The organism is Paenibacillus allorhizosphaerae (assembly GCF_042659105.1).
GTDB classification, from domain to species: Bacteria; Bacillota; Bacilli; order Paenibacillales; family NBRC-103111; genus Paenibacillus_G; species Paenibacillus_G allorhizosphaerae.
In genome coordinates this window covers 126,476-153,106 of the sequence record NZ_JBHSRV010000007.1, presented here as the reverse complement: position 1 = coordinate 153,106, position 26,631 = coordinate 126,476, and the positions used below count along the sequence as shown (strand labels likewise).

24 protein-coding genes are annotated in these 26,631 nt (G+C 53.3%); 16 read left to right on the top strand and 8 right to left on the bottom strand.

Features of this window, described 5'->3' with window-relative positions:
* The first annotated feature begins 204 nt into the window (after window positions 1–204).
* From ACFQI7_RS23885 to ACFQI7_RS23865, 5 genes are read left to right on the top strand one after another with little or no spacing between them, the layout of a single operon-like run.
* Entirely contained in the window at window positions 205–1,311 is a 1,107-nt protein-coding gene (locus ACFQI7_RS23885; RefSeq protein WP_218100068.1) for an ABC transporter substrate-binding protein, read from the top strand.
* Between the two features lie 11 nt (window positions 1,312–1,322).
* Window positions 1,323–2,426 (top strand): ABC transporter ATP-binding protein, encoded by a 1,104-nt coding sequence (locus tag ACFQI7_RS23880; protein WP_218100067.1) that lies wholly within the window; start codon window positions 1,323–1,325, stop codon window positions 2,424–2,426.
* Window positions 2,423–3,280: an ABC transporter permease gene (locus ACFQI7_RS23875; protein ID WP_218100066.1), complete on the top strand. Its 858-nt coding sequence runs from the start codon at window positions 2,423–2,425 to the stop codon at window positions 3,278–3,280. The genes ACFQI7_RS23880 and ACFQI7_RS23875 overlap by 4 nt, the downstream gene beginning before the upstream one ends.
* Window positions 3,280–4,080 (top strand): ABC transporter permease, encoded by an 801-nt coding sequence (locus ACFQI7_RS23870; RefSeq protein ID WP_218100188.1) that lies wholly within the window; start codon window positions 3,280–3,282, stop codon window positions 4,078–4,080. The genes ACFQI7_RS23875 and ACFQI7_RS23870 overlap by 1 nt, the downstream gene beginning before the upstream one ends.
* Window positions 4,081–4,098: 18 nt before the next feature.
* Window positions 4,099–5,241: a M20 family metallopeptidase gene (locus ACFQI7_RS23865; protein WP_218100065.1), complete on the top strand. Its 1,143-nt coding sequence runs from the start codon at window positions 4,099–4,101 to the stop codon at window positions 5,239–5,241.
* A 166-nt stretch (window positions 5,242–5,407) separates the two neighbouring features.
* On the opposite strand, the gene panD is transcribed toward ACFQI7_RS23865, so the two are convergent.
* A complete protein-coding gene (panD, locus tag ACFQI7_RS23860; RefSeq protein ID WP_218100064.1) occupies window positions 5,408–5,815 on the bottom strand; it encodes an aspartate 1-decarboxylase in 408 nt (135 codons plus the stop codon).
* 180 nt (window positions 5,816–5,995) lie between these two features.
* Between panD and ACFQI7_RS23855 the strand changes: the two genes are divergently transcribed.
* Entirely contained in the window at window positions 5,996–7,219 is a 1,224-nt protein-coding gene (locus tag ACFQI7_RS23855) for a threonine synthase (RefSeq protein ID WP_218100063.1), read from the top strand.
* Window positions 7,220–7,361: 142 nt separating this feature from the next.
* Here the strand turns inward: ACFQI7_RS23855 and ACFQI7_RS23850 are convergent, their stop codons facing one another.
* The 4 genes from ACFQI7_RS23850 to ACFQI7_RS23835 are packed head-to-tail and all read right to left on the bottom strand — an operon-like array spanning window position 7,362 to window position 11,608.
* Window positions 7,362–7,571 carry a CLC_0170 family protein gene (locus ACFQI7_RS23850; protein WP_218100062.1) on the bottom strand — a complete coding sequence of 70 codons (210 nt, stop codon included), beginning with the start codon at window positions 7,569–7,571 and terminating at the stop codon, window positions 7,362–7,364.
* A gap of 45 nt (window positions 7,572–7,616) precedes the next feature.
* Window positions 7,617–8,861 carry a Ger(x)C family spore germination protein gene (locus ACFQI7_RS23845; protein ID WP_218100061.1) on the bottom strand — a complete coding sequence of 415 codons (1,245 nt, stop codon included), beginning with the start codon at window positions 8,859–8,861 and terminating at the stop codon, window positions 7,617–7,619.
* Window positions 8,862–8,865: 4 nt separating this feature from the next.
* Window positions 8,866–9,957, bottom strand: a complete 1,092-nt coding sequence (locus tag ACFQI7_RS23840; RefSeq protein ID WP_218100060.1) for a GerAB/ArcD/ProY family transporter — start codon at window positions 9,955–9,957, stop codon at window positions 8,866–8,868.
* Window positions 9,905–11,608 (bottom strand): spore germination protein, encoded by a 1,704-nt coding sequence (locus tag ACFQI7_RS23835; RefSeq protein ID WP_218100059.1) that lies wholly within the window; start codon window positions 11,606–11,608, stop codon window positions 9,905–9,907. Before ACFQI7_RS23835 ends, ACFQI7_RS23840 begins: the two co-directional genes overlap by 53 nt.
* Window positions 11,609–11,783: 175 nt before the next feature.
* Here ACFQI7_RS23835 and ACFQI7_RS23830 point away from each other — a divergent pair, with 175 nt between their 5' ends.
* From ACFQI7_RS23830 to ACFQI7_RS23810, 5 genes are all read left to right on the top strand, one after another.
* Window positions 11,784–13,574 carry a sensor histidine kinase gene (locus tag ACFQI7_RS23830; RefSeq protein ID WP_218100058.1) on the top strand — a complete coding sequence of 597 codons (1,791 nt, stop codon included), beginning with the start codon at window positions 11,784–11,786 and terminating at the stop codon, window positions 13,572–13,574.
* Between the two features lie 2 nt (window positions 13,575–13,576).
* Window positions 13,577–15,130 carry a response regulator gene (locus tag ACFQI7_RS23825; protein ID WP_230415149.1) on the top strand — a complete coding sequence of 518 codons (1,554 nt, stop codon included), beginning with the start codon at window positions 13,577–13,579 and terminating at the stop codon, window positions 15,128–15,130.
* Between the two features lie 102 nt (window positions 15,131–15,232).
* Window positions 15,233–16,516, top strand: a complete 1,284-nt coding sequence (locus ACFQI7_RS23820; RefSeq protein ID WP_218100056.1) for an ABC transporter substrate-binding protein — start codon at window positions 15,233–15,235, stop codon at window positions 16,514–16,516.
* 83 nt (window positions 16,517–16,599) lie between these two features.
* A complete protein-coding gene (locus ACFQI7_RS23815) occupies window positions 16,600–17,478 on the top strand; it encodes a carbohydrate ABC transporter permease (RefSeq protein WP_218100055.1) in 879 nt (292 codons plus the stop codon).
* Window positions 17,475–18,308: a carbohydrate ABC transporter permease gene (locus ACFQI7_RS23810; protein WP_329958246.1), complete on the top strand. Its 834-nt coding sequence runs from the start codon at window positions 17,475–17,477 to the stop codon at window positions 18,306–18,308. Before ACFQI7_RS23815 ends, ACFQI7_RS23810 begins: the two co-directional genes overlap by 4 nt.
* 33 nt (window positions 18,309–18,341) lie before the next feature.
* On the opposite strand, the gene ACFQI7_RS23805 is transcribed toward ACFQI7_RS23810, so the two are convergent.
* A complete protein-coding gene (locus tag ACFQI7_RS23805) occupies window positions 18,342–19,094 on the bottom strand; it encodes a 3'-5' exonuclease (protein WP_218100054.1) in 753 nt (250 codons plus the stop codon).
* Between the two features lie 109 nt (window positions 19,095–19,203).
* On the opposite strand from ACFQI7_RS23805, the gene pdaA reads away from it, so the two are divergent.
* From pdaA to ACFQI7_RS23785, 4 genes are all read left to right on the top strand, one after another.
* Complete coding sequence (gene pdaA, locus ACFQI7_RS23800; protein ID WP_218100053.1) at window positions 19,204–19,989, top strand: delta-lactam-biosynthetic de-N-acetylase; 786 nt, start codon at window positions 19,204–19,206, stop codon at window positions 19,987–19,989.
* 155 nt (window positions 19,990–20,144) lie between these two features.
* On the top strand, window positions 20,145–20,849 hold the full coding sequence (locus tag ACFQI7_RS23795; protein ID WP_218100052.1) for a phytanoyl-CoA dioxygenase family protein: 705 nt from the start codon (window positions 20,145–20,147) through the stop codon (window positions 20,847–20,849).
* A 73-nt stretch (window positions 20,850–20,922) separates the two neighbouring features.
* Window positions 20,923–21,765 (top strand): AraC family transcriptional regulator, encoded by an 843-nt coding sequence (locus tag ACFQI7_RS23790; protein WP_218100051.1) that lies wholly within the window; start codon window positions 20,923–20,925, stop codon window positions 21,763–21,765.
* Between the two features lie 196 nt (window positions 21,766–21,961).
* Window positions 21,962–22,255 (top strand): DUF3817 domain-containing protein, encoded by a 294-nt coding sequence (locus ACFQI7_RS23785; protein WP_218100050.1) that lies wholly within the window; start codon window positions 21,962–21,964, stop codon window positions 22,253–22,255.
* Window positions 22,256–22,354: 99 nt separating this feature from the next.
* Here the strand turns inward: ACFQI7_RS23785 and ACFQI7_RS23780 are convergent, their stop codons facing one another.
* Window positions 22,355–23,737: a dipeptidase gene (locus tag ACFQI7_RS23780; RefSeq protein WP_218100049.1), complete on the bottom strand. Its 1,383-nt coding sequence runs from the start codon at window positions 23,735–23,737 to the stop codon at window positions 22,355–22,357.
* A gap of 240 nt (window positions 23,738–23,977) precedes the next feature.
* Between ACFQI7_RS23780 and ACFQI7_RS23775 the strand changes: the two genes are divergently transcribed.
* Complete coding sequence (locus tag ACFQI7_RS23775; RefSeq protein WP_218100048.1) at window positions 23,978–24,412, top strand: NUDIX hydrolase; 435 nt, start codon at window positions 23,978–23,980, stop codon at window positions 24,410–24,412.
* 201 nt (window positions 24,413–24,613) lie between these two features.
* Here the strand turns inward: ACFQI7_RS23775 and ACFQI7_RS23770 are convergent, their stop codons facing one another.
* The gene (locus ACFQI7_RS23770; RefSeq protein WP_218100047.1) at window positions 24,614–26,581 is read right to left on the bottom strand and encodes an ABC transporter ATP-binding protein; all 1,968 of its coding nucleotides are present in this window, start codon (window positions 26,579–26,581) and stop codon (window positions 24,614–24,616) included.
* Between the last annotated feature and the right edge of the window lie 50 nt (window positions 26,582–26,631).

The following is a 26,631-nucleotide window of genomic DNA, read 5'->3' as shown; positions in this document are numbered from 1 at the left end:
GGACGAATGACATTTTTTAGAAGGTAGTTTACCACAGACGCCGTTTTTTTCCTAGAATGAAATTTTACGTGTAAGAGAATATGACATGAGTCAAAAAACTTATTGCGCTGTCATGCGATCCCGTGCTAATATTTTAACATATTCACACATAGTAAACAATGTTCACGTATAGTGAACAGTTAAACAACATTGAGGAGGATTTATATGAAAAAATGGGGTACTCTTCTTTCCGTCGCTGCGCTATGCGGCTCTTTGCTTGCGGGCTGCGGCTCCGCTCCGAAACCGGCCGATAACGCAGGTGCTGCCGGAGGTACGGCGCCGGCGGGCACCGCACCGGAGAAACAGCTAGTTGTCGCGGGCAACGGGGCAACGGTAGAACAGCTGATGAAAGACGAAATTTTTAAAAAATTCAATGAAAAATATCCCGATGTAAAGCTAACTTACGTATCCGGCGTATCCACTGAAATCGTAGCCAAAGTAAAGGCGCAAAAAGCATCCCCGCAAATCGACGTTACGGTTATTGAGGGCGGAGAGCAGGAAGGCGGCCGCGTAGAAGGATTATGGGATACGCTTTCAGACAAAGATATTCCGAATATGAAAAAAGTAGGCTCCGAGTTGAAAGTAAAAGACAACAGCGGGGTAGCCGTCAATTTTACGCCGATGGGCATTTCCTATAACGCTGAAATTGTAAAAGCGAAAGGACTGCCGGTTCCCGGGTCGTGGAACGACTTGGCGAAGCCGGAGATGAAGGGCAACCTCAGCATCGCCGAAATTTCGAGCAACTTCGGACGTTCCGCTTTGATCATGCTCGCCTATGCGAACGGCGGTTCCGAGAAAAACATGGACCCTGGTTTCGAGAAGTTGAAAACGATCGCAGGCTATATGCCGACCTTCGCGAAAACGTCTGCTCAATTGCAGCAAGATATGCAGAACAAGACGGCGGCTTACACGACCTGGACCATGGCGCGAAGCCTGGTTCAGAAGGATGCGGGCCTCAATCTCGAATTCGTCATTCCGAAGGAAGGCGCGAACCTCGTTCCTAACGTAGCGACGATCGTCAAAGGGGCGAAAAACCCGAACGCGGCGAAGCTGTTCATCGACTTCCTGTTGTCGGACGAAGTGCAAACACTGTACGGCAGCAAATTGTATTACAACCCGGCTGTAAATGTGAAACTTCCGGATGATCTTGCCAAGAAACTGAGCTTTGACCGCAGCAAAGTCGTCAATTTCGATCTGGAGGTTGTCGGGCAAAAGACACCGGAGTGGCTTGACCGTTTCAATAAAGAAGTAGCTCCTAAAGTCGGAAAATAAGGTGATGCCTCGTGAGCAAAAACATAGACGTTGAACTGAAAAACATCCAGAAGAAATTTGGCTCGAGCGTCGTAGTGGATCATTTCAATTTGCAAATCGAGCAAGGAGAGTGCGTCTCCTTCCTCGGCCCATCCGGGTGCGGGAAGACGACGACGCTTAATATGATTGCGGGCTTCCTGGAGCCCGACCAAGGCGAGCTGATCATCAAAGGCAAGCGGATGAACGGCGTAGCATCCAACAAACGGGATCTGGGGATGGTGTTCCAGACGTATTCGCTGTTTCCGCACATGACCATCTTCGAGAATGTCGCGTACGGGCTCAAGCTGCGAAAAGTGCCGAAGGCAGAAATCGCCGCGAGGGTAGGCAAAGTGCTGGAACTTGTCAAGCTTCCCCACGTCTCGGACCGGTACCCGAAACAGCTGTCCGGCGGGCAGCGCCAGCGGATTGCGATCGCGCGGGCGCTCGTCACCGAGCCTAGCCTGCTGCTGCTTGACGAACCGCTCAGCAACCTTGACGCGAAGCTGCGCGAGGAATTGCGGGACGAGATGAAGCGGCTGCAGCAGGAGATCGGGGTAACGACGATCTTCGTTACGCACGATCAGGAGGAAGCGCTCTATTTGTCCAACCGGATCGTCGTGCTTGATCACGGCAGGGTGGAGCAAATCGGGACGCCGTGGGACATCTACAACCGTCCGGCCTCCGAATTCGTGCACACGTTCATCGGCAAATCGAACCGGATGGCGGGCGTCGTCGAGCAGGTGTATGACGGCAGGATGCTGCTGAGAACGGATGCGGGCTTTACGCTGTTCGGAGATAGCCGTGACAAGCAAATCGCAGCCAAAACGAACGTATCCATCTATGTGAGACCGGAGAAAATTACCCTCCATACCGACGACCGCGGGACGCAAGACGTCAACCGGACGAAAGGGACGGTCAAGCTGACCTCGTTCCTCGGAGCGCATACGGAATGCGAAGTCGAGGTAGGCCGCTACTCGGTCACCGTACGCGTTCAAAGCGTGGAGCATAATGTGTCTCTGCAAGCGGGCCAAACGGTTTATCTGGAGTGGAAGCCAGAAGATGTATTCGTATTCCCGAGAGAGGGGCAAGGACAATGACGCAGGGTCGTAGCCGTTTCAAGCGAACCGCTTTATTGCTGCTAGCTCCCGCGTTTATCGTGTTGTTAGGCGTGTTTCTGCTTCCGATGCTGTACATTTTACTGCTTAGCTTTCAGGATAAACACGAACAGCTTACGTTCGACAATTACGTGCTGTTCGTGAAAGACCCGTACTATTTGCAAATCTTATGGCGTACCGTGAAGCTGAGCTTGTACACCGTGATCGCCTGCTTCGTGCTCGGCTACCCGGTTGCGATGTATATGGCGCAGGCGTCGAACAAAATGAGGGGACTCATCACGTTCCTCATCATCGCCCCGCACCTGGTGAGCGTCGTCATCCGCAATTTCGGTTGGGTCATTATTCTCGGGGAAAAGGGTCTGGTCAACAACGCCCTGCTGAAACTCGGAATGATCGACAAGCCGATCCGGCTCATGTACAACGAGCTCGGCGTCGTCATCGGTTTGACCGACTCCTTGATCGTATATATGATCTTGGCGATCGCAACTAGCCTTTACCAGATCGACGGCTCGCTCTATAAAGCGGCGGGCATTCTCGGCGCCGGCAAAGTGCGCACGTTCTTCACCGTCGTAGTGCCGCTTACGCTGCCGGGGATGCTGGCCGGATCTACGCTTGTATTCAGCTTGTCCATGAGCTCGTTCGTAACGCCGGCTTTGATGGGCGGCACATCGGTGAAAGTGCTGCCGGTCATCGCCTATGAGAAAATTATGACCCAGCTGAATTGGCAAGTGGGCGCCGCGCTTTCTTTCCTGCTGCTGACGTCGACGGTCGTGCTTGTGACCTTGTTTACGAAGCTTGTGGAAACGAAGCGGTATAAAGAGGTGTTTTCCTCATGATGAAAAAAAATTGGCTGCTCGGCACCATTACGTTTATCGTCGTACTGTTTGTCATTTCGCCGCTGCTTGTCGTCATTCCGACCTCCTTCACGTCGGTCAAATATTTGTCGTTCCCGCCCGTCGGTTTCTCCGGCATGTGGTATGCGAAAATATTCGACCGCCCCGAATTTACGGAGTCGTTCATCTTTAGTCTCGAACTGGCCGCTTTGACGGCGGTCATCTCTACGATCATTGGCACGCTGGCCGGTCTGGCGCTGCACAAATACAAATTCCGCGGCAGCGGCGTCATTAACGGACTGCTGCTGTCGCCGCTGACGGTGCCCGCGCTCATTATCGGGATCGCGGTGCTGCTGTTCTTTACGCGGGTCGGGATCGCAGGTACGTTCTTCGGACTGCTGCTGGCGCACATTTTGATTTCCATCCCGTACGTCGTCCGTCTTGTGCTGACGGGGCTCAGTTCTTTTGACTACACGCTGGAACGGGCGGCTTACATTATGGGTGCGAAGCCGATCAATGTATTCTGGGATATTACGATGCCGCTGCTCAAACCGGCGATCATGTCGGGCATGATTTTTGCCTTCCTGACGTCGTTTGACAACGTGACGGTATCGTTGTTCCTGATTTCCCCGTCTACGACGACATTGCCGCTGGCGATTTTCAGCCATATGCAGGAATCGCTCGATCCCTTGGTCGCTTCGATTTCGTCCGTCGTCATTTTGCTGAGTCTTGTATTCATTATTATTTTGGAACGCGTTTATGGTTTGGACCGCCTGTTCGGCTCCAATTCGCAGTCCCACTAATGGAGATGCATTGCAACCATGTCATACAACCTTACCGAACAAATCCAATCCGATCTCCCCGAGCTGCTTCGCTTGCTTGAGGAAAGCGTCAATATGGACTCTCCGTCCAAATGCAAGGAAGCGGGCGACAAAATGGCGGACTGGTACGCGCAGCAATTTACCCGCTTGACCGGGGGGCGCGTCACCCGCGTCCCGCACCCGGTCGCCGGGGACCGGCTGCTGTGCGAAGTGGGCGACGGGCCGGAGCAAGTGCTGCTCGTCGGCCACTACGATACCGTTTGGCCGCTGGGCGAAGCGGCCAAGCGGCCGTTTCGCATCGAAGACGGCAACGCCTACGGGCCCGGCGTCTACGATATGAAGGCGGGGCTGCTGCAGGCGATGTTCGCGCTGAAGGCGCTGCAGGACGCCGGCCGTTTTCCGTCAGGCAAACGGGTGGTGCTGCTGATCAACAGCGACGAAGAGATCGGCAGCCCGACGTCCCGCGATTTTATTGAGCAAACGGCGCGGCAATCGGCGGCCGCTTTCGTGCTGGAGCCGCCGATGGAGCCGAGCGGCGCGCTCAAGACGTCCCGCAAGGGAAGCGGCCGATACAAGCTGACGGTGAAGGGCGTGTCCGCCCATGCCGGTGTGAATCCGCAAAAGGGTGTATCGGCCATTCTGGAGATGGCTTGCCAGATTCAACGGCTGCACGCCATGACCGATTATGCACAAGGGACGACCGTCAATGTTGGCGTCGTTCATGGCGGAATCGGCAGCAACGTCGTGGCCGAGCATGCGGAAGCGGAAATTGACGTCCGCGTCGCTACGCTTGAGGAAGCAAGGCGGATCGAGGCGGAATTCGCCCTGCTAAAGCCGTTCCTCCCCGGAGCGGAAATCGAAGTGACCGGGGGCATGATGCGGCCCCCGATGGAACGCACCGACGCGATCGCTTCGCTCTACGCGCTCGCCCGCGATGTGGCGCGGACGGAGCTGGCGATCGCGCTGGAGGAAACCGCCACCGGCGGCGTCAGCGACGGCAACTTCTCGGCAGCCGTCGGCACGCCGACGCTGGACGGCCTTGGCGCGCGCGGCGATCATGCGCATTCGCCGCTCGAGTACGTGCGCGTCGCTGAGATACCGGCGCGGACGTCGCTGCTCGCGCGCCTGATCGAAAGCTGCTGATGGGCGCGCAGTCCGGAATACAACTGCTGCTTTCGAACAGGATGCTATCCGCAGCGGGACCGTATCGTTTTCCGTTTGACGTGTACGCGTAACCGTCCGCATTGGACCGATTTCGACACCGAACCGAACTTCATATCACGACCAACAGGCCGCTCGCATGAGCGGCCTACCCGTTTTGGTCCAGCTTCGCATCCTGTTCGGAAACGACCAGATCGTGATGCTCCACCCCTGTAATTTGATTGTCCGCGTCGACAAAGACGACCGACGGCTTCAATTCGTCGATTTCCTGCTCTGCAAACAAGCCGAGACTGAGCACGATGACGAGATCTCCGGGCTCGAACAGATGCGCCGGAGGACCGTTCAGGCACACTTTGCCCGACCCTTCGGGAGCGGGGATCGCATATGTTTTCCAGCGGGTCGCATTGCGGAGACTCGTGATCTGTACCATTTCATAAGGCTTAATATGAGCCTCTTTCATCAGCAGCGCGTCCAGCGTAATACTCCCGACATAATCCAATCGGGCTTCCGTCACGGTCGCCCGGTGAATTTTACCTTTGCACATTAAGCGGAGCATGAAATTCCTCCTTCACGTAGGTACACCACATCGTATGGGCGGGACCGCCTAAAGTTTCCTTATTTCCGCAAATTTAGGCCGTAGCCGTTCGCAGATCGCCGCCGGATACGTATCGTATAACGAATCCGCTTCGGTCTATGTACGAAGAAAAGCATCTCATGACAGGACGGAGGTCCGGCTGTGAACAAGTTTTGGCAAACGTGCGCCCGATGCGCCCGCACGGTCCGTTTTTCACTGAGCGGGCGATGCGGATGCGGCGGAACGCTGCTGGTAGAATACGATATGGAACGCATACGCAGTACGGTGCACAAATCCGCGCTGAAGGAAAGACCCGCAACGATGTGGCGGTACAAGGAGCTGCTTCCGCTAGCCCGGGAACAATCCATCGTGACGCTGGGCGAAGGGTGGACTCCGCTGTTGTCCATGAAGCCGCTTGAGCGGAAACTCAATGTACGGCAGGTATGGGTGAAACGGGAGGAACAAAACCCGACGGGCAGCTTCAAATCGAGAGGATTTTCTTCGACCATTTCGCTGTTGAAGGAGCACGGGATCGATTACGTAGCGGTGCCGTCCAATGGAAATGCGGCGTCGGCGATGGCCGCTTACGCGGCGCGTGCGGAGATGAGATCGGCCGTAATCGTTCCCAAAGATTGTCCGGGCATCATCATCGAAGAATGTTTGCGTTACGGCGCTTCTACTTATGTGGTTGACGGAATGATTCACGACGCAAGCCGGATTATCGAAGAAGGGGCGCAAGAGCAAGGATGGTTTCATGCCGGTACATTGAAAGAGCCGGGGAGAGTGGAAGGCAAGAAGACCATGGGGCTGGAGCTGGCCGAGCAGCTTGGCTGGATGCTGCCGGATGTCATTATTTATCCTACAGGCGGCGGTTCGGGCATCGTCGGTATGTGGAAAGCGTTTCAGGAGCTTCTTCAGCTGAAGTGGATCGGCGGAAAGCTGCCCCGATTCGTTAGCGTGCAAGAGGCGGGCTGCCAGCCTCTGGTCGATGCGCTCCGTACGGGCGCCTTCGTACCGCCTTCTACCGAAACGGTCACATCCAAGCCGACCGGGCTGCGAGTGCCGAATCCGCCGGACGGCGAGCTTGTGGTGCAAATCGTAAAACAGTCGCAAGGGACGGCACTCGGGGTTACGGCGGAGCAAATCCGGGAAGCGCAAATGCAAATGGGGCGACTGGGCATCTCCAGCTCGCCGGAAGGGGCCGCCACGCTCGCAGGGCTCATACAGCTTCGCGAAGGGGGCTGGATTACCCGCGGGGAATCGGTGGTGCTATTCAATACGTCCCACGCGGACAAATATTTGCCTTGGACCCCGCCTGCCGCCGTCCCCGTCATCAGGAGCTACGAAGATCTGCGTGAGCACCAAAGAAAGGCGGGCAGAGGCTAAGCCGTTGTGCTTAATCCCGCAATCCGATCGGAGAGCCGCTACAACAGGGAAGCGCGGCCGCAGCTTTACCCGGTCAAAGCGGCTCAACATCCGTGAGGAATGCACGCTCATCCGTTTTCTGCCGCCTTCAATTTCGTATCATTCAATACATCTTTTGATAAATCCAATTCCCGATATAGACGAGAACGGCGAGCGACAGGCTCATCCACCCCATAATGCGGGAAGCGAGCTTCTCCTTGTGCATGCCTTCCCTTGCATAGTTTTTCACATCAATCCACAAGATCAGTATCCCGCTGAACAAAAACAAAAAAACCGTAAAGTTCATATACCCGATCGAAAAACCGGAAACCATGCTCGTTCCTCCCCGGACGCTTCATGCCGTAAGTTGGCCCCGCGTTTATTTGCCCTTCATGCCGACGCGGCGAATAAAGATGTGAACGTCAATATCGAAAGTCAGATCTTTATACATTTTTTGCCAATTTTCTTTGGTTTTGATTTCCTGGTTCCAGTACCTCCACTCTTTGGCTCTGATATGCTCGCCGAAGCCGAAAATGTCCGAGCCTTTAGCCATCGTTTTTCGGATCAAGCCGTCATAGGCTTCAACGACCCGTTTACTGAGCTCCTGTTGGATTTGGAGGAGCACTTCTCTCGTACTCCGTACTTCTTCGTTCGATTTTTCCAAAATATTGCCCTCGATATAAATTTTGATTTTCACATGCGGCTTCCCGTTGCGAATTTCCGGCGTGATGACCGATTTTCGGTTGCGCGCGCCGAACAGGTAATGCGCGTTCGATCCCGGGAGCTGGACGAAAGCTTCGCCACCTGCGGGATTAAGCCCGACAATGCCCATGTACAGGGGGATTTCAAGCGGTTTGGTCGTCCCGACCAGTTTATCGCCGCGAAAAAAAGCGAGCCCGCTCAGTTCCACGGTTCCTTGCGGTTTGAGCGTAATATAGGGGAGATAGCCTTCCCTCCCTCTCGCAGAAGACGCACTCCAAAAAATGCCTAGGAAGTCATTCGGGAACCTGCCCATTTTAACCGATTGGTCCATCGTATTCATGAGATAAAGGGTAGGGACGCGTTCCAGCTGCGGGGAAGATTTCATCAGCGCTTCCGCGTAGCCTTTGCAAATGAACATCCAGTTCATTCGGCGTATATCCGGATTCCGGTGAAAAAAATCGTTTAAATTTTTAATGCTTTTTTGCGCGACGCTCTCCGATATGACGATGATGCGCAAATGACCGAAAAATAAAGGCGGCGAGACGCGCTGCTGCAAATTGTTGATGGCATCGTTGATCGTATAGCCCACCCCGTTCACGACCCAGACCGTATTTTGCCCGCCGCCTCCGCCTTGTCCGCCGCCTCCGCCACCGCCGCCGGGGCCAAGCGGAATACGTCCCGGTACGGCGATTTGCGCCGTGACGCGAATCATTCCCGTCTTCGGAGGAGGGATCGTGCCGTGAATAAACGAAATCTCGTTTTCTTCTTTGGCGGCCCCCTCCCCCGCATCGTCGATACCGATTCCAAGCACGACAGCCCGCTCCTCGATTTCCTGCCGGTCCCAGCATCCCGTTAGAACAATGCACAGGAATGCCAGGAAGAGGAACAGTTTCAATGGTATGCGTATGTTTCCGCCATTCATGGAATCACCCCTTTTTGCGGCGAATGGAAGCGACAATTAGCAGAAGCAGCGGGTATGCGACCGTGACGAGCAGTCCCATTCGCCCGACAAGCGAGATAATTTCATACATGTGCAAAATGTTTTCCGGGTACATGGCCGCCGCGAACAAAAACGGCAGAATGAATAAGGATAACACTTTATGATCCCGTAAACGGATCATCTTCGAGAATGTATGGATCGTGAAGTAGTACGTTGAGAATAACGTCGTGAATACGGCGGTAACCCAGACGGCCAGAAATGCCGCGTCGAGCCGCTCCAATATATTGCCGGGCAGCGTCGTCGTTTTAGCAAGCTCCAGCGTCGGCCATAGCAAGTTGCTCGTTTCCTCGGAGCCGAATACGCCGACGGAAGCGATGACGATGGACAAGTAGAGCCCGCCGGCGATAATCATGCCCCAGAAACTCGAGATCATCGCTCGTTTTGGATTTCGCATGGCAGGGATGACCATCGTGTACACGAACGAAGCTTGGAACAGGGCGGCGACAATCAAGATACCTTGAACCATCGAGTGTGGATTGGGATTGTTTCCCCAAATCGGCAGCATACTGACGAGTTGTGCATTTTTTAGCGAGAGCGCCACAATGAGAATGGCGGGAAACACAATGATCGGCAAATAAAAGTGGTGTATATATGTGAAAGTCGTTATATCGCTCCTCGAAGAGAGCGTAGCCAGCAGCAGCATGACGATGACCGTTATTTCAAGCGGCGTTTTTTTCAGGACGGCCGTAATGACGACTTCCCCGAACTCCCTTGCGGCCAGCGAGGTCAGTATGCCAAAAAACAGCACTACCAGAACAGTGCCGATCATGGCAAGCCATTTGCCCAATATAAGCTCGCTGTACTCGACAAATGACAAGGTCGGAAAGCGCATGCCAAGCCTCGTGATCAGCCATAGCCCGAAGGACGCAAGCAATATGGCTAACACCGTAACCAGCGTGGCTCCCGTATCCGCCGCCCGAACGGCAAATAGAGGCAGGGGGAGCACGCCGACCCCGATGATGCTGCTAATGAGAATCGCCGCTGCTTGAATCGCCGTGATCTGGCGAGGATATTCCATGGTCCATGTGCTCCTTTCGATTCCCTACTTTGATCGGATCAAGTGTATTGACGGGCGGCTCTTTGAGCGCGTCGAATACTTGCTTTCCTACGCGGGTGTCGTTAGGCGTATGCAGCATCGAAGGTCTTTTTTTCATACTCCAGAGGGGCGCGCGGAAAAGCGTATCCTTCATTCCCTGGAAGCTGCCCGGAACGAGAGGCGTAATATAAGGAACGCCGAACGATTTCAATGACAGCATGTGGTTGGCGATCAAAATGAGGCCGACCATCACGCCGTACAGCCCGAACATGCCGGCAAGAAAAATAAGCGGAAAGCGAAGCAGCCGCAATGCAAGGGCGGCATTATAGGCTGGAGTCGCAAACGATCCGATCGTCGTCAGGGCGATGACGACAACGGTGATCGGGCTGACGAAGCCGGCCGATACCGCCGCCTGGCCGATGACCAGCACCCCGACGATCGAGAGCGCTCCGCCGATTTGCTGCGGCAGACGAATGGTCGCTTCCCGGAGCACTTCCATCGACGCTTCCATAATGAGCACTTCGACCGCCGAAGGAAACGGAACGCCGGCGCGTCCGCCGGACACGGCTACCGCGAACTCGGTTGGAATCAGCTCCGGGTTGAACGAGATAATGGCGACATACAAGGACGGAGTCACCAGGGAAAAAGCGAGGGCCAGCAGCCTGGCTACCCGAATGAAGCTGACCATCAAATACCGTTCCGAATAGTCTTCCGCCGTTTGATAAAATTGGCTGAATACGGTCGGGACGATGAGCGCGAACGGAGAGCCGTCTACGAGAATAATGACCCGGCCTTCCAGCATGTTGGCCACCGCTTTGTCGGTTCGCTCCGTATTTTGCGTCTGAGGAAACGGTGAGTGATGATTATCCTCGATGTATTGCTCCAAATAACCGACGTCGAGCACCCCGTCGATATCGATCACCGACAACCGTTTCTCCACTTCGCTGACCAGGGCATCGTTGGCGATGCCCTTTAAATAGCAAATCGCTACCTTGGATTTCGTTATGCGCCCGATCTGCATAGTTTTGACGTGAAAATCGGTTGTCGGGAGCCGGTAACGGAGCAGTGATATATTCGTGCCGAGCTGTTCGATAAAGCCTTCCCGCGGGCCCCGGATGACTTGTTCGGTGTCGGGATGCTGAATGGCACGTTTCTCGACTTGTGCCGTGTCGAGGCCGATCGCTTCGCTCAGACCTTCCACCACAACGACGGTTCCTCCGCGTAATATCTGTTCTATCAAGACAGAGCGCTTGGTGATAGAGGCAACTTTATTGAAATAGAGCGTTTCGTACAGCAAAATGTCTCTCAGCTTGTCCAGCGGAATGGGCTTCCCAACCAAATGGTCCGGCGTATACATAAGCGGCTTCAAAATATCCGTATTCATCGTGGATTTATCGTTCATATTCGACATATAAAACATCACCGCGGGATGTTCGCCGAACACATGCAGACGGCGCAGCGTAAAGTCTTCGGAGCTGCCCAGCAGATCGGTGACGAACTGAATCGTTTCCTCCAAATTCGAAGTGAGGAGTTCTTCAGGAGCCTGATCCAGGTAAGAGTCGGCGACGCGAGGCTGCTGCTGTTTTTTTCTTTGCTGTTTAGAGCGTCTTTTCATCCAGTCCCAAATGGTCATTATGCGCACCTCCGCTGCCAATCTTTCCTCTGTTTCATTGTTTGCCGAACGTTGTCTAATTATGTAATGATAACGATTCCCGTTCCGAGACTTGCCGATCCTTCCTCGCCAAAATTGCATAAATTTGTTTTTGCCGTCCGACAAGGTGCGTTGGTATGATGGGGGGTGAATGAGTTTGAAACGAAAATATGTAAGGGGAAAACCGATGAACTGGTTCAAGCGAAGTTTGCTGGCGAAATTGCTTGCGGGGATGCTGATTTCGACCATTATTCCGTATACCTTGTCGAATATCATCTCGTACAAAACGACCTCCGATTCAGTCAAAAAACAAGTGATCGATTTAAATCTGGATCAAATGAGCCTCAGCATGGAAAACGTTAAGCGGTATATGCAGGAGTTGAATCGGGTATCCGTTTCTTTTTACTATGATCAGACGCTGATGCAGTATTTGCGGTCGAAAGAGATCGTTCCCGCCCAATCGTTATTCATCACTACGCAAGTGGACAATCTTTACAACACCCGTTCCGAATTTCGCGCGACCCGCTACATGAGCGCGCTCAGCGGGCAGTCGTTTATGAAATACAACAACAGCCAGGTCGGGATCAACGTCCACATGCCGCCGATGGCAATTCCGGGTAAAGAAGACCGGGAATGGAAGAGAACGCACCGGTACGAGGTGGCTTACGTCGATAAAGAAAAAGTGCTCGCGCTCCATCAACTGCTCGTCGATTATCCGAGGCCGGAGACGCTCGGCGTGCTGTCGCTGTATATCGGCATGGATGAAATCGGGACCATCTTGCGCACGGGGCTGTCCGAGGGAAACGATGTATTCCTGTACATCCAGGATGATTTGAAGCTGTTGTACGATTCAGGCGGAGGAGCGGCTATGGAGCCGGCCGCCGTGAATGAACTTGTCGCGGGGAGGACGCAAGGTTCGTTTAAAGGCGACTTCAACGGGCAGCACGGGGTATTCGTATATATGAAAGATCACTACATGGAGCTGCCGCTGACCCTGGTCAAATTTGTACCATCGGCGGCGATTAACGAGTCCGCCAATCGAACCTTGGGCCGATCGTTGATTATTCAGATGGCAGCGATTGCCTTTGTGCTCGTAACGGCTTTTTTACTGTCGTATTTCACGATCTCTCCGGTTAAACGGCTGCTCCGCAGCATTGCCCGCGTAGAAACCGGCAACTTTCGGATTGAGCGCCCGTCCGGGCGGGAAGACGAATTGGGCGTTCTGGAGCAGCGGTTCCAGACGATGATTCATAATTTGGACGACCTGATGAACCGGGAATACCGCAACCGGCTGGAGCTGACAAGCGCGCAGCTGAAGATGCTGCAGGCGCAAATCAACCCCCATTTTCTGTACAACACGCTGCAATCCATAGGGACGCTGGCACTGCGCCACGGCTCGGAAGAAGTAAGCGACAAGATCGGCGAGCTTGGGGCCATCCTGCGCTACAGTATGGATCTGCAGACGGAGACCGTGCCGCTCAAGCTGGAAATTGAGCATATTGAACACTACTTATCGCTGCAAACGGGACGTTTCAAAAACAGGTTGTCCTATACGCTCACTTGCCCGAATGAAGCCCTCTGCATCGAAGTGCCGAAAATGATCTTGCAGCCGCTCGTCGAGAACAGTATCGTTCACGGCATGGAGAAAGGGCGCGGCACGGGGACGCTGCATATCGGCATCGAATGGGACGAGGCGCTGGTCATTCGCATGATCGATAACGGAAAAGGGATCAGTCAGGACGTGATGGATGGCATCCGGAAACAGTATGAGGAAGACCGGCTTCATTACGGGGAAGAAAGCGGCATCGGGCTGCTTAATGTGCTCAAGCGTTTGCGCCTGTATTACGGCGACCGATTTGCTTGGTCGATGGAAAGCACGCCTTACGAAGCGACGGAAATTGTTCTTACGGTGGACACTGGGGCTGCCGACAAGGAGGGGTCGAATTGAAAGTGTTGATTGTAGACGACGAAGAGCACGTAAGGGATGGGATCGAGCTGTCCGTCGACTGGCCCAAATTCGGCATAGAGCAGCGGCTTATGGCGGAGAACGGGACGGAAGCCCTGCTGCTTATTCGCGAGTATAAGCCGGCCATCTTGTTTTGCGACATGAGCATGCCGGAGATGAACGGGATGGAGCTGCTGCAGCGGATTCGCGATGAAGGCTGGGACACGCAAATCATCGTGGTGAGCGGATATGACGATTTCATTTATACGAAGGCCGCCATTCGCGCGCAAGGCGTCGATTATATTCTCAAGCCGTTCCGCAAAGCGGACCTGGAGCAGGCGCTGGAGCGGGCGATTGCAGCTTGGAGGCAGAGGGAGAACAGCTTGCGCGACGAGCGCGAGACCGAGCATCGTTTGCGCCAGGCGGGTGCGCTGCTCGACGAGCAGAAGCTGGCTTTGTATTTGAAAGGGGAGGTTGCGTTTCACGAAGGTATACGCAGTCTTTTCTATAAAACCGGACTTTCCATGGAAAAAATAAACGTGGCGTTTCTGCTGCCCAAAAACCGGATGGAGCTGGTGGACCGGCGTTTTTCCGGAGACGGGGAGCTGTTCTTGTTCGCCGTCAACAATATAACCCACGAAGCGCTGCGCTTGTACGGTTCTCATTACTTATGTCGGCTTGACGACTACCAGTGGATTTTGCTCACTTCCTCCGAGGGTGAGGGCTTGTCCGGTCTATACCCCAGTTATATCGGGAAGGTGACCGGCGCATGGGAGTCCACTCTCGGGCTCAAAGTGCTGGCAGGGCTGTGCGAGACGGCAGCGGGGGTGGAATCGCTGCCTTCCGCCGCCCAGGAAGCCCGTTCGGCGCTGCTCCAATTAAGCGTCGTCGACCGCTCCGCGCACCTGTCGCAGCCGGCGGAGCTGCCGGGCTTCGCCGCCCAGGAAGTGCTTTTGCTGAACGCGCTCAAAACGAAAAATAAAATCTACATTGCCGAAATTATCCGGTCGTTCGTCCAGACGTTGCGCGAACGCGGCTCGCTCTGCCTGAAGGAGCTGCAGCTTTGCTCCATCGAGGCGAATCTCATGCTGGAGAAGGCGGCTCGGCAGCTGTTTTATAAGCATGCGACGGACTTGTCCGTTCCGCTTTGGATCAGTGATCTGGATGAATGGGAGAAGGCGGTCGTCCGCCAATGGTGGGCGCTGATCGAGGAAGAAGGGGGCGAAGCCGCTGGAAACCGCGGCATTCAGTCGATTCGCGATTACATTCACAAGCATTTTCAGGACAATATTTCGCTGTCCGACTTATCCGAATTGTTTCATTTCAGTCCGCAATATATCGCCAAAAAATTCAAGGAGCTGTACAACACGACCGTGATGACGTACATGACGGAGCTGCGGATGGAGAAGGCCGCATCGCTGCTGAAGCATACCGAGCTGTCCGTGTCGGAGATTGCCGGTATGCTCGGCTACGCCGACGAGAACTATTTCAGCAAGGTGTTCAAAAAACAAAACGGGCTCCCGCCGCTGTCGTACCGCAAAATGCATCGAGGTTCATAAATTCCTTATTTGGGCGAAAATATTCTCTGCCTTTTTGACCTGCGCATCCTTACAATAAACAACATAACCACAAGAAACCACGATGCAGGGGGACGAAAGTATATGAAAAAATGGCTTTCTACGTTAACCGTCAGCACACTGCTTTTGTCGTCGCTCGTCGGCTGTGCTGGCGGGGATGAGCCGAGCGGTCAGGCGGGTTCGAACAAGGCGGCGGGCAATGCAGCCGGCAGCGGTAAAGTCACGATCAAGTTAATGCAGTTCAAAGTGGAGATTACAGATAAAGTAAAGGCGATGGCCGATGAGTACATGAAGCAAAACCCGAATGTCATCATCGAAGCGCAAGTGACCAAAGATTACGAGACGCTGCTCAAAACCCGGTTTGCTTCCGGAGACGAGCCGGATGTGTTCATGACCAAGGCGTATACCGATATTGCCGACTGGTCCGATAAATTGGCGGATTTGTCGAACGAGCCGTGGATGTCCAAAGTATCTCCTTCCGCCGTGCAAGGGATGACCGTAGGCGGCAAGAAGCTCGGCTTCCCGATCGCATTCGAAGGGTACGGTTTTATTTATAACAAAGATTTGGTCGCGAAGGCAGGCATCGACAAAGTGCCGACGACGCTGACGGAATTGAAGCAGGCGAACGAGAAGCTGAAGGCGGCGAATATTCCTTCGTTTGCCGAAGGCTACAAAGAGTGGTGGATTCTCGGCCAGCATTTGTTCAACCTGCCGTTTGCTTACGAGAAAGATCCGGTTGCGACCATCGATAAAATCAATAAAGGCCAGGCGAAAGTCAGCGACGTCGCGGCGATGAACGGATTCTTCGACGTGCTGGACTCGACGTTGAAATACGGAAAAGGCGCGGAATCGGTAGGCGTCAGCTATGACAATCAAGTAGCCGACTTCTCTTCCGGCAAAACGGCCATGATGCAGCAAGGCGTATGGACGATCGACTCGATTATGAAAATCAACCCGAACATCAAAATGGGCATGTTCGCGATTCCGCTCACCGACAATGCCGCCGATACGAAGATGCCGGTAGGCGTGCCAGGCTACTACGTCATTAACAAAAACTCCAAAAACTTGGAGGAAAGCAAGAAGTTCCTGAACTGGATCCATGAAAACGGCCAAAAGTATTTGGTGGATTCCTTCAAGCTGATTCCGGCCTTTACCGACCTCAAGACGACGCCGGATCTCGGACCGCTGGCCGAAGATTTGAGCGCGTACGTCTCGAAAAATCAAACGATTCCGTGGGCGCATACGCTGTGGCCTTCCGGTACGAACCAGGAATTTGCAAAGCCGCTGCAAGCTTATGTGGGCGGGCAGATGAAGAAAGAACAGGCGCTGGCGGAAGTACAGAACATTTGGAACGCAAGAAAAAAATAGTCGGGTGCGTTGAAGGTGCATAGTCTCCATAACGGCGGGCTATGCGCCTTCTTTCCTTCGCGCCCTTATGAAAGGGGAGGAACATGATAAAAACCAGAGCCCGGCAAAATCTTGTTTATATCGCCTTTGTCGCCCCTGCCGCGCTGTTCTTTACGCTCATCGTTTTGGTTCCGTTTGTCCGCGCGATCGTGTTCTCGTTTCAAGATTGGAACGGCATCAGCAGCAATATTCGCTGGGCGGGCTGGAGCAATTACGCGAAGCTGTTGCAAGATACCGGTTTCATGAAATCGTTTGCGTTTACGGCCAAATTCGTTGTCATCACCACGGTGCTGCTCAATCTGTTTGGACTCTTGCTCGCACTGGTGCTCAATATGGCACTGAAAAGCCGCAATGTGCTGCGCACGGCGTTTTTTTTGCCCTATGTCATTGGTCCCGTCATTATCGGTTTCATTTGGCAGTTCATTATTACGCAGCTGTTCGGCGAGATCGGTGCCGCGACCGGGTGGACGTTGTTTATGAAAAACTGGCTCAGCTTGCCGAACTATGCGTTCTGGTCGCTCGTCATCGTAACGGTGTGGCATTCCGTCGGTTATTTCATGATCATTTATTTGGCGGCGCTGCAGGGAGTGCCGAAAGATATGCTCGAGGCGGCGGAAATCGACGGCGCGGGCAAGGGGAAGCAATTGTGGCATGTCGTGCTGCCGCTCATTCGTCCGGCGATGACGATCAATTTGTTTTTGGCGATTTCCAATGGCTTTAAAGGGTTCGATTTGAACTTCGCGCTTACAAGAGGCGGTCCGTTCGGAGCGACGGAATCGCTGGCGCTGCATATTTATTTGGACGCGTTCACGAAGAATCTGTTTACGTACGCTTCGGCGAAAGCCGTCGTCTTCTTCCTTGTGCTCGCATCCGTCACGCTGATTCAAGTCGCGATCATGAAACGCAGGGAGGTGGAGATGTGAATCGGGAACGTTATGGCGCAGGCAAGCTGCTGCTTGAACTCGGTATGGTTTTGCTCGCGATCGCTTTCTTTTTTCCGTTATATTTGACGTTTATCAACGGATTTAAAACCTACAACGAGGTCGTAACCTCGACGGTGGCGCTTCCCCATATATTCCAGTTTAAAAATTTCGGGGTCGTCTGGAAGCAAATCAACTTTCTCGGCGTATTCATGAACTCTTTGATTATTACCGTATTTTCGGTAGTGGGAATCCTGCTGATCAGCTCGGCGGCAGCCTATCAGCTCGTTCGCCGGCCGGGACGCGTAAGTCAGGCGATATTTTTGATCATCCTGTCTTCGCTTGTGATTCCGTTTCAGACGATGATGATTCCGCTGGTGAAAGTCGCCAAGGACCTGCATCTGATCAATACGCTTTACGGCATTATTATGATGTACTGGGGATTCGGCATTCCGCTCGCCTTGTTCCTGTATCACGGCTTCATCAAGTCCATTCCCCGCGAGCTGGAGGAAGCGGCGCACATCGACGGCAGCGGACCGGTCGGCGTCTTTTTCCGGATACTAATGCCGCTATTGAAGCCGATTACAACGACGATCGCCATTTTGCATTCGCTTTGGATTTGGAACGATTTCCTGCTGCCGCTCATTACGTTGAGCTCCAAAAAAAATCAGACGATCCCGCTTGCCTCATCCGTCTATTTCGGCCAATATACGAACGAGTGGCATTTGGCCATGGCGGCGCTGACGATGGCGGTCATCCCGGTCATGATCTTTTTCCTGCTGATGCAGCGGTACATTATTCAAGGCATTACCGCCGGCGCGGTGAAAGGATAATTTCTTAAGAAAAAAGCTGCAGCCCCTGAAACATCAGGTGGTCTGCAGCTTTTTCCATTTGCGGCCGTATTTCATGTTGGACAGTTTTATGAACAACTGCTCGACGAGCCGTATTTCGTCTTCGGTCAGATGCATTACCTTGAAATACTGTCTCGTTTGAGCATCTGTTTTGAACTCGCTCCATGCCAGCACTTTATTTTGGGCGATCGCTTCGTCCACGCAAAGCATAATCCGCTTTTTAATGCCGCCGGTACATAGTTTAAATGGGTCGGGTGCAAAATATTGATTAGATTGGATGATTTCCGGTTGATGCTTGAGCAGCTGCACCGCATTGAGCGCATCGTCCAGAGCCGAGTGATGCTGTCCGATCGCTTCCAATTGATGGTCGACCAAAGCTTGCTGCAAGCCGCCTTCAAAGAAACGGGTCAAGTCTACCAGCTTGTCCAGCCAGGCAGAGCTCAGACGGTTCACTTTGCAGTCTACGAATAGATGAAAGAAATCGCCGGCACCCCAGGCAAACAGCTTGCAAGACTCGCCGCAAAATTGCTGAAACCTCCCGATCACTTCGGCAAACGAATCGCTTTCCAGCAGCGTTTCTTTCGAAATGCCGCAAAATTGCAGCGCAAACCGATTGATCGGGAAGTTGGGCCGTATATAGGATTGGAACGTGTCCGTAATTTCCAGCTGTTCGTTTAATTTAACCGCGCCGATTTCGATAATCTCCATCGGCCTTACGTCGTAATGCTTGCGTCCGTTGAATTCCAGATCAATGACGACATAATTCATGTTCAGTCTCACCTCTCTTTCTACAATAACATAGCACGACCGCATTTTCCTATAGTAGCTATCTGCCACTGCCGCTGCAACTGAAAAAATCCGGAAGGAGACTATACACATGAAGCGCTGCTTGACCATTCTTATGATATTGATATTAAGCGTAGCCGTGTCGCCTTGGACCGCAACCGCCGGCGGCAACGCGGATCGTACTTATCATTTCGGCTTTAAGAAGAGCCGCAACGGCTCGCCGGCCTCGATCAACGAAGAGGGCTTCAGAGGCATCGTGGAGAAGCACGGGGCTGTCTTTCTCGGGAATACCGCGAACAAAGAGCTGTACCTTACGTTCGATAACGGGTACGAGAACGGCTACACGCCGCAAATTCTCGACGTCCTGAAGGAAAAGCAAGTTCCGGCCATCTTTTTCGTCACCGGCCATTACATTAAGGACCAGCCGGAACTGATGAAGCGCATGACCAGCGAGGGTCATCTGATCGGAAATCACTCGTGGAGCCATCCGGATATGAGCCAAATTTCCTCTGCTCAAATCAAAGACGAACTCGACAAAGTGAAGGAAGGCGTAGCCCAAGTTACCGGTCAGCAGGAAATGCGCTACCTTCGCCCGCCGCGTGGCATTTTCAGCGAACGGGTATTGGAGACGAGCGGCAAGCTGGGCTATACAAACGTATTTTGGTCGGTGGCATACCGCGATTGGGATCCGAAGGAACAGAAAGGCGCGGACTATGCGTACCGGCAGGTGATGCAGCAGCTGCATCCCGGGGCCGTCATTTTGCTGCATAGCGTATCGAAGGATAACGCGGAGGCGCTGGGACGCATTATCGACGACGCGAAGAAGCAGGGATATGAGTTCAAAAGCCTGGACCAACTGACGACAAGGCAATACTAATTCGAGCAAAAAAGAAGTTATGCCGTAAGGCATAGCTTCTTTTTTTACAGGTCATCCATATCAGATTTGTCCATTCCCTGCATCCTATTTCTCCATGGTATCGCTTTCTGCAGAGTAGTAGAATAGGCGTAACAACGACGTCAGAGGTGATGATCATGCGCAAATTGACGCAGGACGAACAGAAACATTATGATGAGCAAGGCTATGTAGTTATCCCGGATTTTTTCTCGGTTGATGAACTGCAGCAGATGAATGACGAACTTCATGCACTGTCGGAAACGGGCGATACGCGGCTGCAAACGCAAGGGGAGCACGAAGGATTCATTTATCAATTGGCGCTGCTGACCGACAAAACGAAAAATTTTGCGTACGACGAGCGAATCCTTACGCTTATCGAAGACATCGTAAAGCCGGGGATCTCCATTTTTTCCTCGAAGCTGCTTACGAAGCTGCCGCATAGCGAATCCGTCTGCCACTGGCATCAAGATGACGCTTATTATAATGAAGTGGTCTCGAGCTCCGCGCGGATGTCCATTTGGGTTCCTCTGCAGGACACGAATGAAGCGAACGGCTGTTTGTGGGTCGTACCCGGAAGCCATACGGGAGGACTAATGCCGTTAGCGGCGAAAAACAACGGTACGTGCCGAAGGGCGCTGATCGAGGAAGAAGTGGACTTGAGCGGGGCGATTCCCGTTCCTATGAAGGCCGGCTCCATTTTGCTGTTTCATGCGCTGCTGTGGCATGCCTCCAAAGGCAATGAGACAGATAAGGTGCGGCGGGCGTTTATCGTTTCCTATCAGGAAGGGACGGTGCCTAAAGGCAGAGGCAAACAGTTCGTCGTCTTGCGCCCGGCCAACTGATCGTCGGGGGGTATCGATCGCCGCCATGTACCGAGGATCCGGATTTCATTAATCCTAAGGGGAGTTTCGCGAGATGAATGCGACACAGCTTGCCGACCATTTGCATAGATCGACATTCTCGATCAGCTTCGCAGGAAACACGATTCTTCCCGCGGGAGCCCGCAAAGAACCTTACGTTCACAGCATTCATTCCATTCATTATATTGTAAGCGGCAAGGGCACGTATGTGATGAACGGCGTAGAGCACCCGATTGAAGCCGGGAAGGTCATGATTTTCGTTCCGGATACATTATTCGAATGGTGGATTGCCGAGACGCAGGACGTAGAAATTTATCATATCCGGTTTGATTACCAGATGGTGTACAAGGACAAGCAGCATTGGTTGTCTGAGCCGCCTGACGACGGCTTAGCCCCCTTGCGCGGGATGCTGGCTTTGGAGCGGCCACAGGAAGTGCGTCTGCTGTTCGATAAGGTGTATAAGCTATGGAAAGCATGCGATCCGATCTCCCAGTACCGTTGCAATCTCGCGTTCCGGGAGCTCTGGCTGCTCTTGATTGAAAATGTGCGCGATCAGCAATACTGGAGCGATACTGATTCGGCGATCAAATTCACATGCGAGTATATAACGGAGCACTACCGCTCCCCATTATCCATAGAGCAATTGGCCAAGTTGGCCGGAATAAGCACAGGTCACTACTCCAGGGAATTTAAACGGCTGTTCGGTTTCAGCCCTAAAGAATACATCATCCGCGTAAAGATGAATCATGCAAAAGAGCTGCTCGGGGCCTCTGAATTCAACTTGACCGAAATTTCCAAATTGGTCGGATATGAGGATGAATTTTATTTCAGCCGCGTCTTTAAACGGATCACCGGAATCACTCCTTCTTCTTATGCCAAACAAATGCGGGAGCAATAATAACGAATGGGCAATCTTTCCGGTAAATCATCTATCGGGGGAGGTTGCCCTGTTTTTGCGAAAAATGCCACAATTGCGTTAGGAAAGTGTCTTGATTGCCGAATTGAGAGCCCTTACAATGGATATGAATATTGCAGATGGTCGAAGGGCTGCCGATTTAAGATGCATTGGACATGCAATGAAATGGGGGATCGGAATGGGGAAATCCGTCATGGGCATTTTTCGCAGTATAGGTATTATTGAAGGCTTTTCTTATTTGATTTTGCTGTTTATCGCGATGCCGCTCAAATATTTTGCCGATATGCCGGGCTACGTTCGCGTAGTCGGAATGGCGCATGGCGTGTTGTTCGTTTTGTTTATGCTTCTGCTTCTCATCGTGTGGATCAAGCATCGTTGGTCGCTGCTTCAGGTATTTTGGGCCATAGTAGCCGTGCTGTTGCCTTTCGGTACTTTTGTATGGGAAGCCCGGCTGCGAAGAACGATAGGTTAGACGTACAAAAGCATGAATAAGGTTTGAGGTTGAGGTTTGATGTAACAATGAAGAGCCCTCCAAAACGCCGTTTGAGGCGGTTTTGGAGGGCATTTTGTATTAAGCTTGCTCTGACAGCAGCTGCAGCTCCTGCCAGTAGCGGCAAAGCGTCGCGATGCCTTTGTCAAAATTGTCGAGATGGAAGTGCTCGTTCGGACCGTGCATATTTTCGCCGGGCAGGCCGAAATCCATCATGACGACGGGGGTGCCCAGCAGGCGGTAGAACACCTCGACGATCGGGATGGAACCGCCGCTGCGGATATAGACCGGCGGTTTGCCGAAGCCGTCTTCATACGCTTTGGCCGCGGCCTGGATGTACGGATGTTCCGGCGGGATGAAGAACGGTTTGCCGCGGTGCGACTGCTGTACGGATACCGTCACGCCTTGCGGTTGATGCTTGTCGATATGACGCTTGATCAGCGCCATAATTTCATCCGGGTCCTGCTCGTCGACAAGACGGCACGACACTTTCGCCCCGGCCGAAGACGGCACGATCGGCTTTAAGCCTTCGCCTTGATGCCCCCCGTAAATTCCGTTAATCTCCAGCGTCGGCCTCGCTGTCGTTCGTTCCAGGAACGTGTATCCTTTCTCGCCGTACAGTTCCGGTACATGCAGCTCGCTGCATATTTTCGCATCATCGAGCTCCAGAGGCCGCGAGGCTTCCCGATCGGCGTCCGTCAGAGGGCGTACCTTGTCGTAGAAGCCTTCGATTGTAATGGTTCCGTCCGTGTCCTTCATAGAGGCGAGCAGCTCCACAAGCGCCGATACCGGATTGGCAACGCCCCCGCCGTAAAGCCCGGAGTGCAGATCGTTCTTCGGCCCCGCAATATCGATCTGAAATCCGCACAGTCCGCGGAGCCCGCAGCAAATGGAAGGCACGCCCTCGTCATGCATCGGGCCGTCGGAGATAACGATCAGGTCGGCGGCAAGACGCTCCGCGTGGGCCTCCAGGAACGGCGCGAGATTGGGGCTGGCTATCTCTTCTTCACCTTCGAGACAAAATTTAATGTTGACCGGAAGGCGACCCTCCGTTCGGAGGAACGCTTCCACGGTCTTGATATGCGTGTACAGCTGCGCTTTGTCATCCGTAGCGCCGCGCCCGTACAGCTTGCCGTCCCGGATCACCGGTTCGAATGGCGGCGTGTTCCATTCGCTTAGCGGTTCGGCCGGCTGCACGTCGTAATGGCCGTAGACGAGCGCCGTCGGTTTGCCGGGGGCGTGAAGCCAGTCGCCGTACACGACGGGATGGCCGTTCGTTTGCATGACCTCGACGTGCTCCAGACCCGCACGGCGCAGCGAGTCGGCGAGCCATTCGGCCGCTTCCTTCATATGTACTTTATGCTCCGTGCTGGAGCTGACGCTCGGAATGCGCACAAACGCCATTACTTCATCCAAATGCCGGGCGCGTTCCTTTTCCAAATACGATTTCACTTGATCTGTCATGGGCGGTCTCCTTTTCCCGCTTGCCTTGGCGGCAGCGCTAGTCTTCTTGTATTTACCTAGTGTAGCATATTTGCCGTAAGAATATGATGAACCACCGTTTCGGGAAATAAGACGATCTTGTTGGAATAGCATGTTATGAAAAAAGCATGCTCGGAATATAGCTAGTATTACTACGAACACATGTTAAAATAGACTATAATGGTTTATGCTTATTAACAAGTTTCATGTTGAGGAGGTGATGTGTTGAAAAGAGTCGATGTCGCCTGTGCCCTCGTGTATGATCGTTCGATTCACAAAATATTAATGGTGAAAAACAACAGGAGAGATTCGTCCTACTGGAGTATCCCCGGGGGTGCGGTTGAAGCGAATGAAACATTGGAGCAAGCGGTCAAACGCGAGACGAAAGAGGAGACCGGGTATGAGATTGAACCCGCCGGTATTTATTCGGTGCGGGAAGTGTTTTTCACGGGAAGCGATCATCATGCTTTAATCTTTACGTTTCTAGCTCGCATCACGGGGGGAGGCATGGAAGTTGCCGATCCCGACGGTGACGTTACGGAAGTCAAATGGATGGATCTTCGGGAAGCGAACGCCTTAATGCCCGGCCTGCCGGATATTACGATCGAATCGATGGAAACAGTAGCGGCTCTTTACTATTTCGATAACAGCGGATGATCTCCTTAGATCAAAAACTACGAGTGGAAACCATTTTGATGATCATCATTTCGCGCTCGTGCATAAGCTTTCTTGTAGACAGATCGTTTCCATCATTGTTGAAAACGCTTACTGGTTGAGCCAAAAAAAGGCCCCTCGTCGGGGGACCTATTTGTCGGTGGCGAACTGCTTCTTTCTTGCTTATCTTCATCTTCTGCAGCGTTATCCCAACGAATGCCGCAGCATTTCTTCGGGGTTCATCGCTTTCAACTGCTTAGAGTACAAATCGCGATACAACCCCCCGGCTGCAAGAAGTTCCCGATGGCTGCCCTTTTCGACGATTCCGCCGTTCTCCAGCACCAGGATTTGGTCCGCACGGACGACCGTCGCAAGCCGATGCGCAATAATGAACGTCGTGCGTCCTTTCATCAGCCGCTCCAGCGCTTCCGTCACGAGCGATTCCGATTCGGCGTCGAGCGCCGAGGTCGCTTCGTCCAGAATCAGGATGCGCGGCTTTTTGAGCAAGGCGCGAGCGATGGCGATGCGCTGCTTTTGTCCGCCGGACAGACGCACGCCCCGTTCGCCGACAATGGTTTCGTACTTTTGCTCCATATCCATAATAAAGTCGTGGGCGTTCGCCGCTTTCGCCGCTTCCCGCACATCCGCTTCCGTCGCGTCCGGGTTGCCGTAAGCAATATTTTCATACAGCGTGCCGGAGAACAGCACGTTATCCTGAAGCACGACCGCGATATGCTTGCGCACGTCATACAGGTTGTAGTCGCGAAGATCGACCCCGTCGATTCGTACCGCGCCTTCATCGGGATCGTAGAATCGCGGGATGAAGTTGACGAGCGTCGTTTTGCCCGCGCCGCTTGGGCCGACCAGAGCGATGACTTCGCCGGGGCGCGCCTCGAAGCTGATGCTTTTCAAAGCGACGCGGAACTCCGTTACCGTCGGCGGCGGTTCAACTCTTGTATTCGGCGGGACAAGGTAAAACTTCTTCGCCGGCTTCGCAAGCTCCACGAGATCCGGATCGTATTCGCCTTTCTTGTCATCCGATGCCGGCCGTTCCGGCCGTTCCATCACGTAGGTGAAAGATACGTTGTCGAATTGGACGGCGCCGCGGCATTGATTCAACGGCTTGGCATTTTCTTTGATCGTAACCTCCGGCTCGATATCGAATACTTCGAAGATTCGCTCGATATTGCTGAGCGAGTTCTGAATCGTCGCATTCGCTTCGGCGAACCGTTGGATCGGACCGTACAGCTGCCCGAGGTACGCCTGGAAAGCGAGCAGCGAACCGATTGTCAAATTTCCTTTCAGCACAAGAGCTCCGCCGGCAAACCAGATGATAAGGTTTCCCGCCTGAGTGAACGTTTGGCTGAAGCGGCCGAGCGAAGCGGCTAGCAGCTGCGCCTGATTGGCAAAGCCGATATGATGCTTGGCTTGCTTCTCGAACCGGGCCATCTCTTTATCTTCCTGATTAAACGACTGCACCACTTTCATCCCGCTGATCCGTTCCACCAGCACGCCGTTAATGCGCTCCATCTGCCGGTGTACCGATCGCCAGGTGAGGCGGATTCGCACGTTCATGTTCGTAAAAGTCAAGTAGTAAAGCGGCAGCAGCCATAAGGACAACAGCGCCAGCTGCCAATGAAGCGTAAACAGCATGAATCCGGCGAACAACACGAGAACCAAATCGATGATCAGGTTGATGACGCCGCCGTTAATGATGTTTTGCGCACCGTTCACGTCGTTAATGATTCGGGATACGATGCTGCCGACCTGCCGGTTGTCGTAAAAGCGCTGCGATAACTGCTGCATATGGCGGTACAACTGATGGCGGATATCGTATACCATTCGATTTCCAAGACGGAATGTGGTGGTGCTCCGTAAAAAGTTGATCCAGATGCCGAACAAATACACGGCGCCTAATACTCCGATGACCCGTCCTAGCGTCCAAAATCCCGGTTTTCCCGGCAGCACTTCGTCAATCAAAATTTTGGTCATTTGCGGGGTGGTCATCGGTACGGCGAATTGCAGAATGCCAAGACCGATAATCCCCAGCAGTCGAAGCCGGTAAGGCCTCAAAAAAACGAGGTAACGCTGAAAAAGCTTCTTCTTGCCTGCGGCTGATGAAGTGCCCGCGTCCTTTCGCGCCCCTGACTGCGGCGCCGTCTGCGTCTCCATTTGCCTAACCCTCCCTTAGTAAAAGCACAACTTCAATACAGGTTACTATC

Coding starts and splice junctions, on each gene's coding strand:
- ACFQI7_RS23795 (WP_218100052.1), top strand. CDS start 20,145: ATGCGCAAATTGACGCAGGACGAACAGAAACATTATGATGAGCAAGGC.
- ACFQI7_RS23805 (WP_218100054.1), bottom strand. CDS start 19,094: ATGAATTATGTCGTCATTGATCTGGAATTCAACGGACGCAAGCATTAC.
- panD (WP_218100064.1), bottom strand. CDS start 5,815: ATGCTCCGCTTAATGTGCAAAGGTAAAATTCACCGGGCGACCGTGACG.
- ACFQI7_RS23820 (WP_218100056.1), top strand. CDS start 15,233: ATGAAAAAATGGCTTTCTACGTTAACCGTCAGCACACTGCTTTTGTCG.
- ACFQI7_RS23885 (WP_218100068.1), top strand. CDS start 205: ATGAAAAAATGGGGTACTCTTCTTTCCGTCGCTGCGCTATGCGGCTCT.
- ACFQI7_RS23865 (WP_218100065.1), top strand. CDS start 4,099: ATGTCATACAACCTTACCGAACAAATCCAATCCGATCTCCCCGAGCTG.
- ACFQI7_RS23790 (WP_218100051.1), top strand. CDS start 20,923: ATGAATGCGACACAGCTTGCCGACCATTTGCATAGATCGACATTCTCG.
- ACFQI7_RS23850 (WP_218100062.1), bottom strand. CDS start 7,571: ATGGTTTCCGGTTTTTCGATCGGGTATATGAACTTTACGGTTTTTTTG.
- ACFQI7_RS23845 (WP_218100061.1), bottom strand. CDS start 8,861: ATGAATGGCGGAAACATACGCATACCATTGAAACTGTTCCTCTTCCTG.
- ACFQI7_RS23870 (WP_218100188.1), top strand. CDS start 3,280: ATGAAAAAAAATTGGCTGCTCGGCACCATTACGTTTATCGTCGTACTG.
- ACFQI7_RS23770 (WP_218100047.1), bottom strand. CDS start 26,581: ATGGAGACGCAGACGGCGCCGCAGTCAGGGGCGCGAAAGGACGCGGGC.
- ACFQI7_RS23780 (WP_218100049.1), bottom strand. CDS start 23,737: ATGACAGATCAAGTGAAATCGTATTTGGAAAAGGAACGCGCCCGGCAT.
- ACFQI7_RS23785 (WP_218100050.1), top strand. CDS start 21,962: ATGGGGAAATCCGTCATGGGCATTTTTCGCAGTATAGGTATTATTGAA.
- pdaA (WP_218100053.1), top strand. CDS start 19,204: ATGAAGCGCTGCTTGACCATTCTTATGATATTGATATTAAGCGTAGCC.
- ACFQI7_RS23815 (WP_218100055.1), top strand. CDS start 16,600: ATGATAAAAACCAGAGCCCGGCAAAATCTTGTTTATATCGCCTTTGTC.
- ACFQI7_RS23875 (WP_218100066.1), top strand. CDS start 2,423: ATGACGCAGGGTCGTAGCCGTTTCAAGCGAACCGCTTTATTGCTGCTA.
- ACFQI7_RS23835 (WP_218100059.1), bottom strand. CDS start 11,608: ATGACCATTTGGGACTGGATGAAAAGACGCTCTAAACAGCAAAGAAAA.
- ACFQI7_RS23840 (WP_218100060.1), bottom strand. CDS start 9,957: ATGGAATATCCTCGCCAGATCACGGCGATTCAAGCAGCGGCGATTCTC.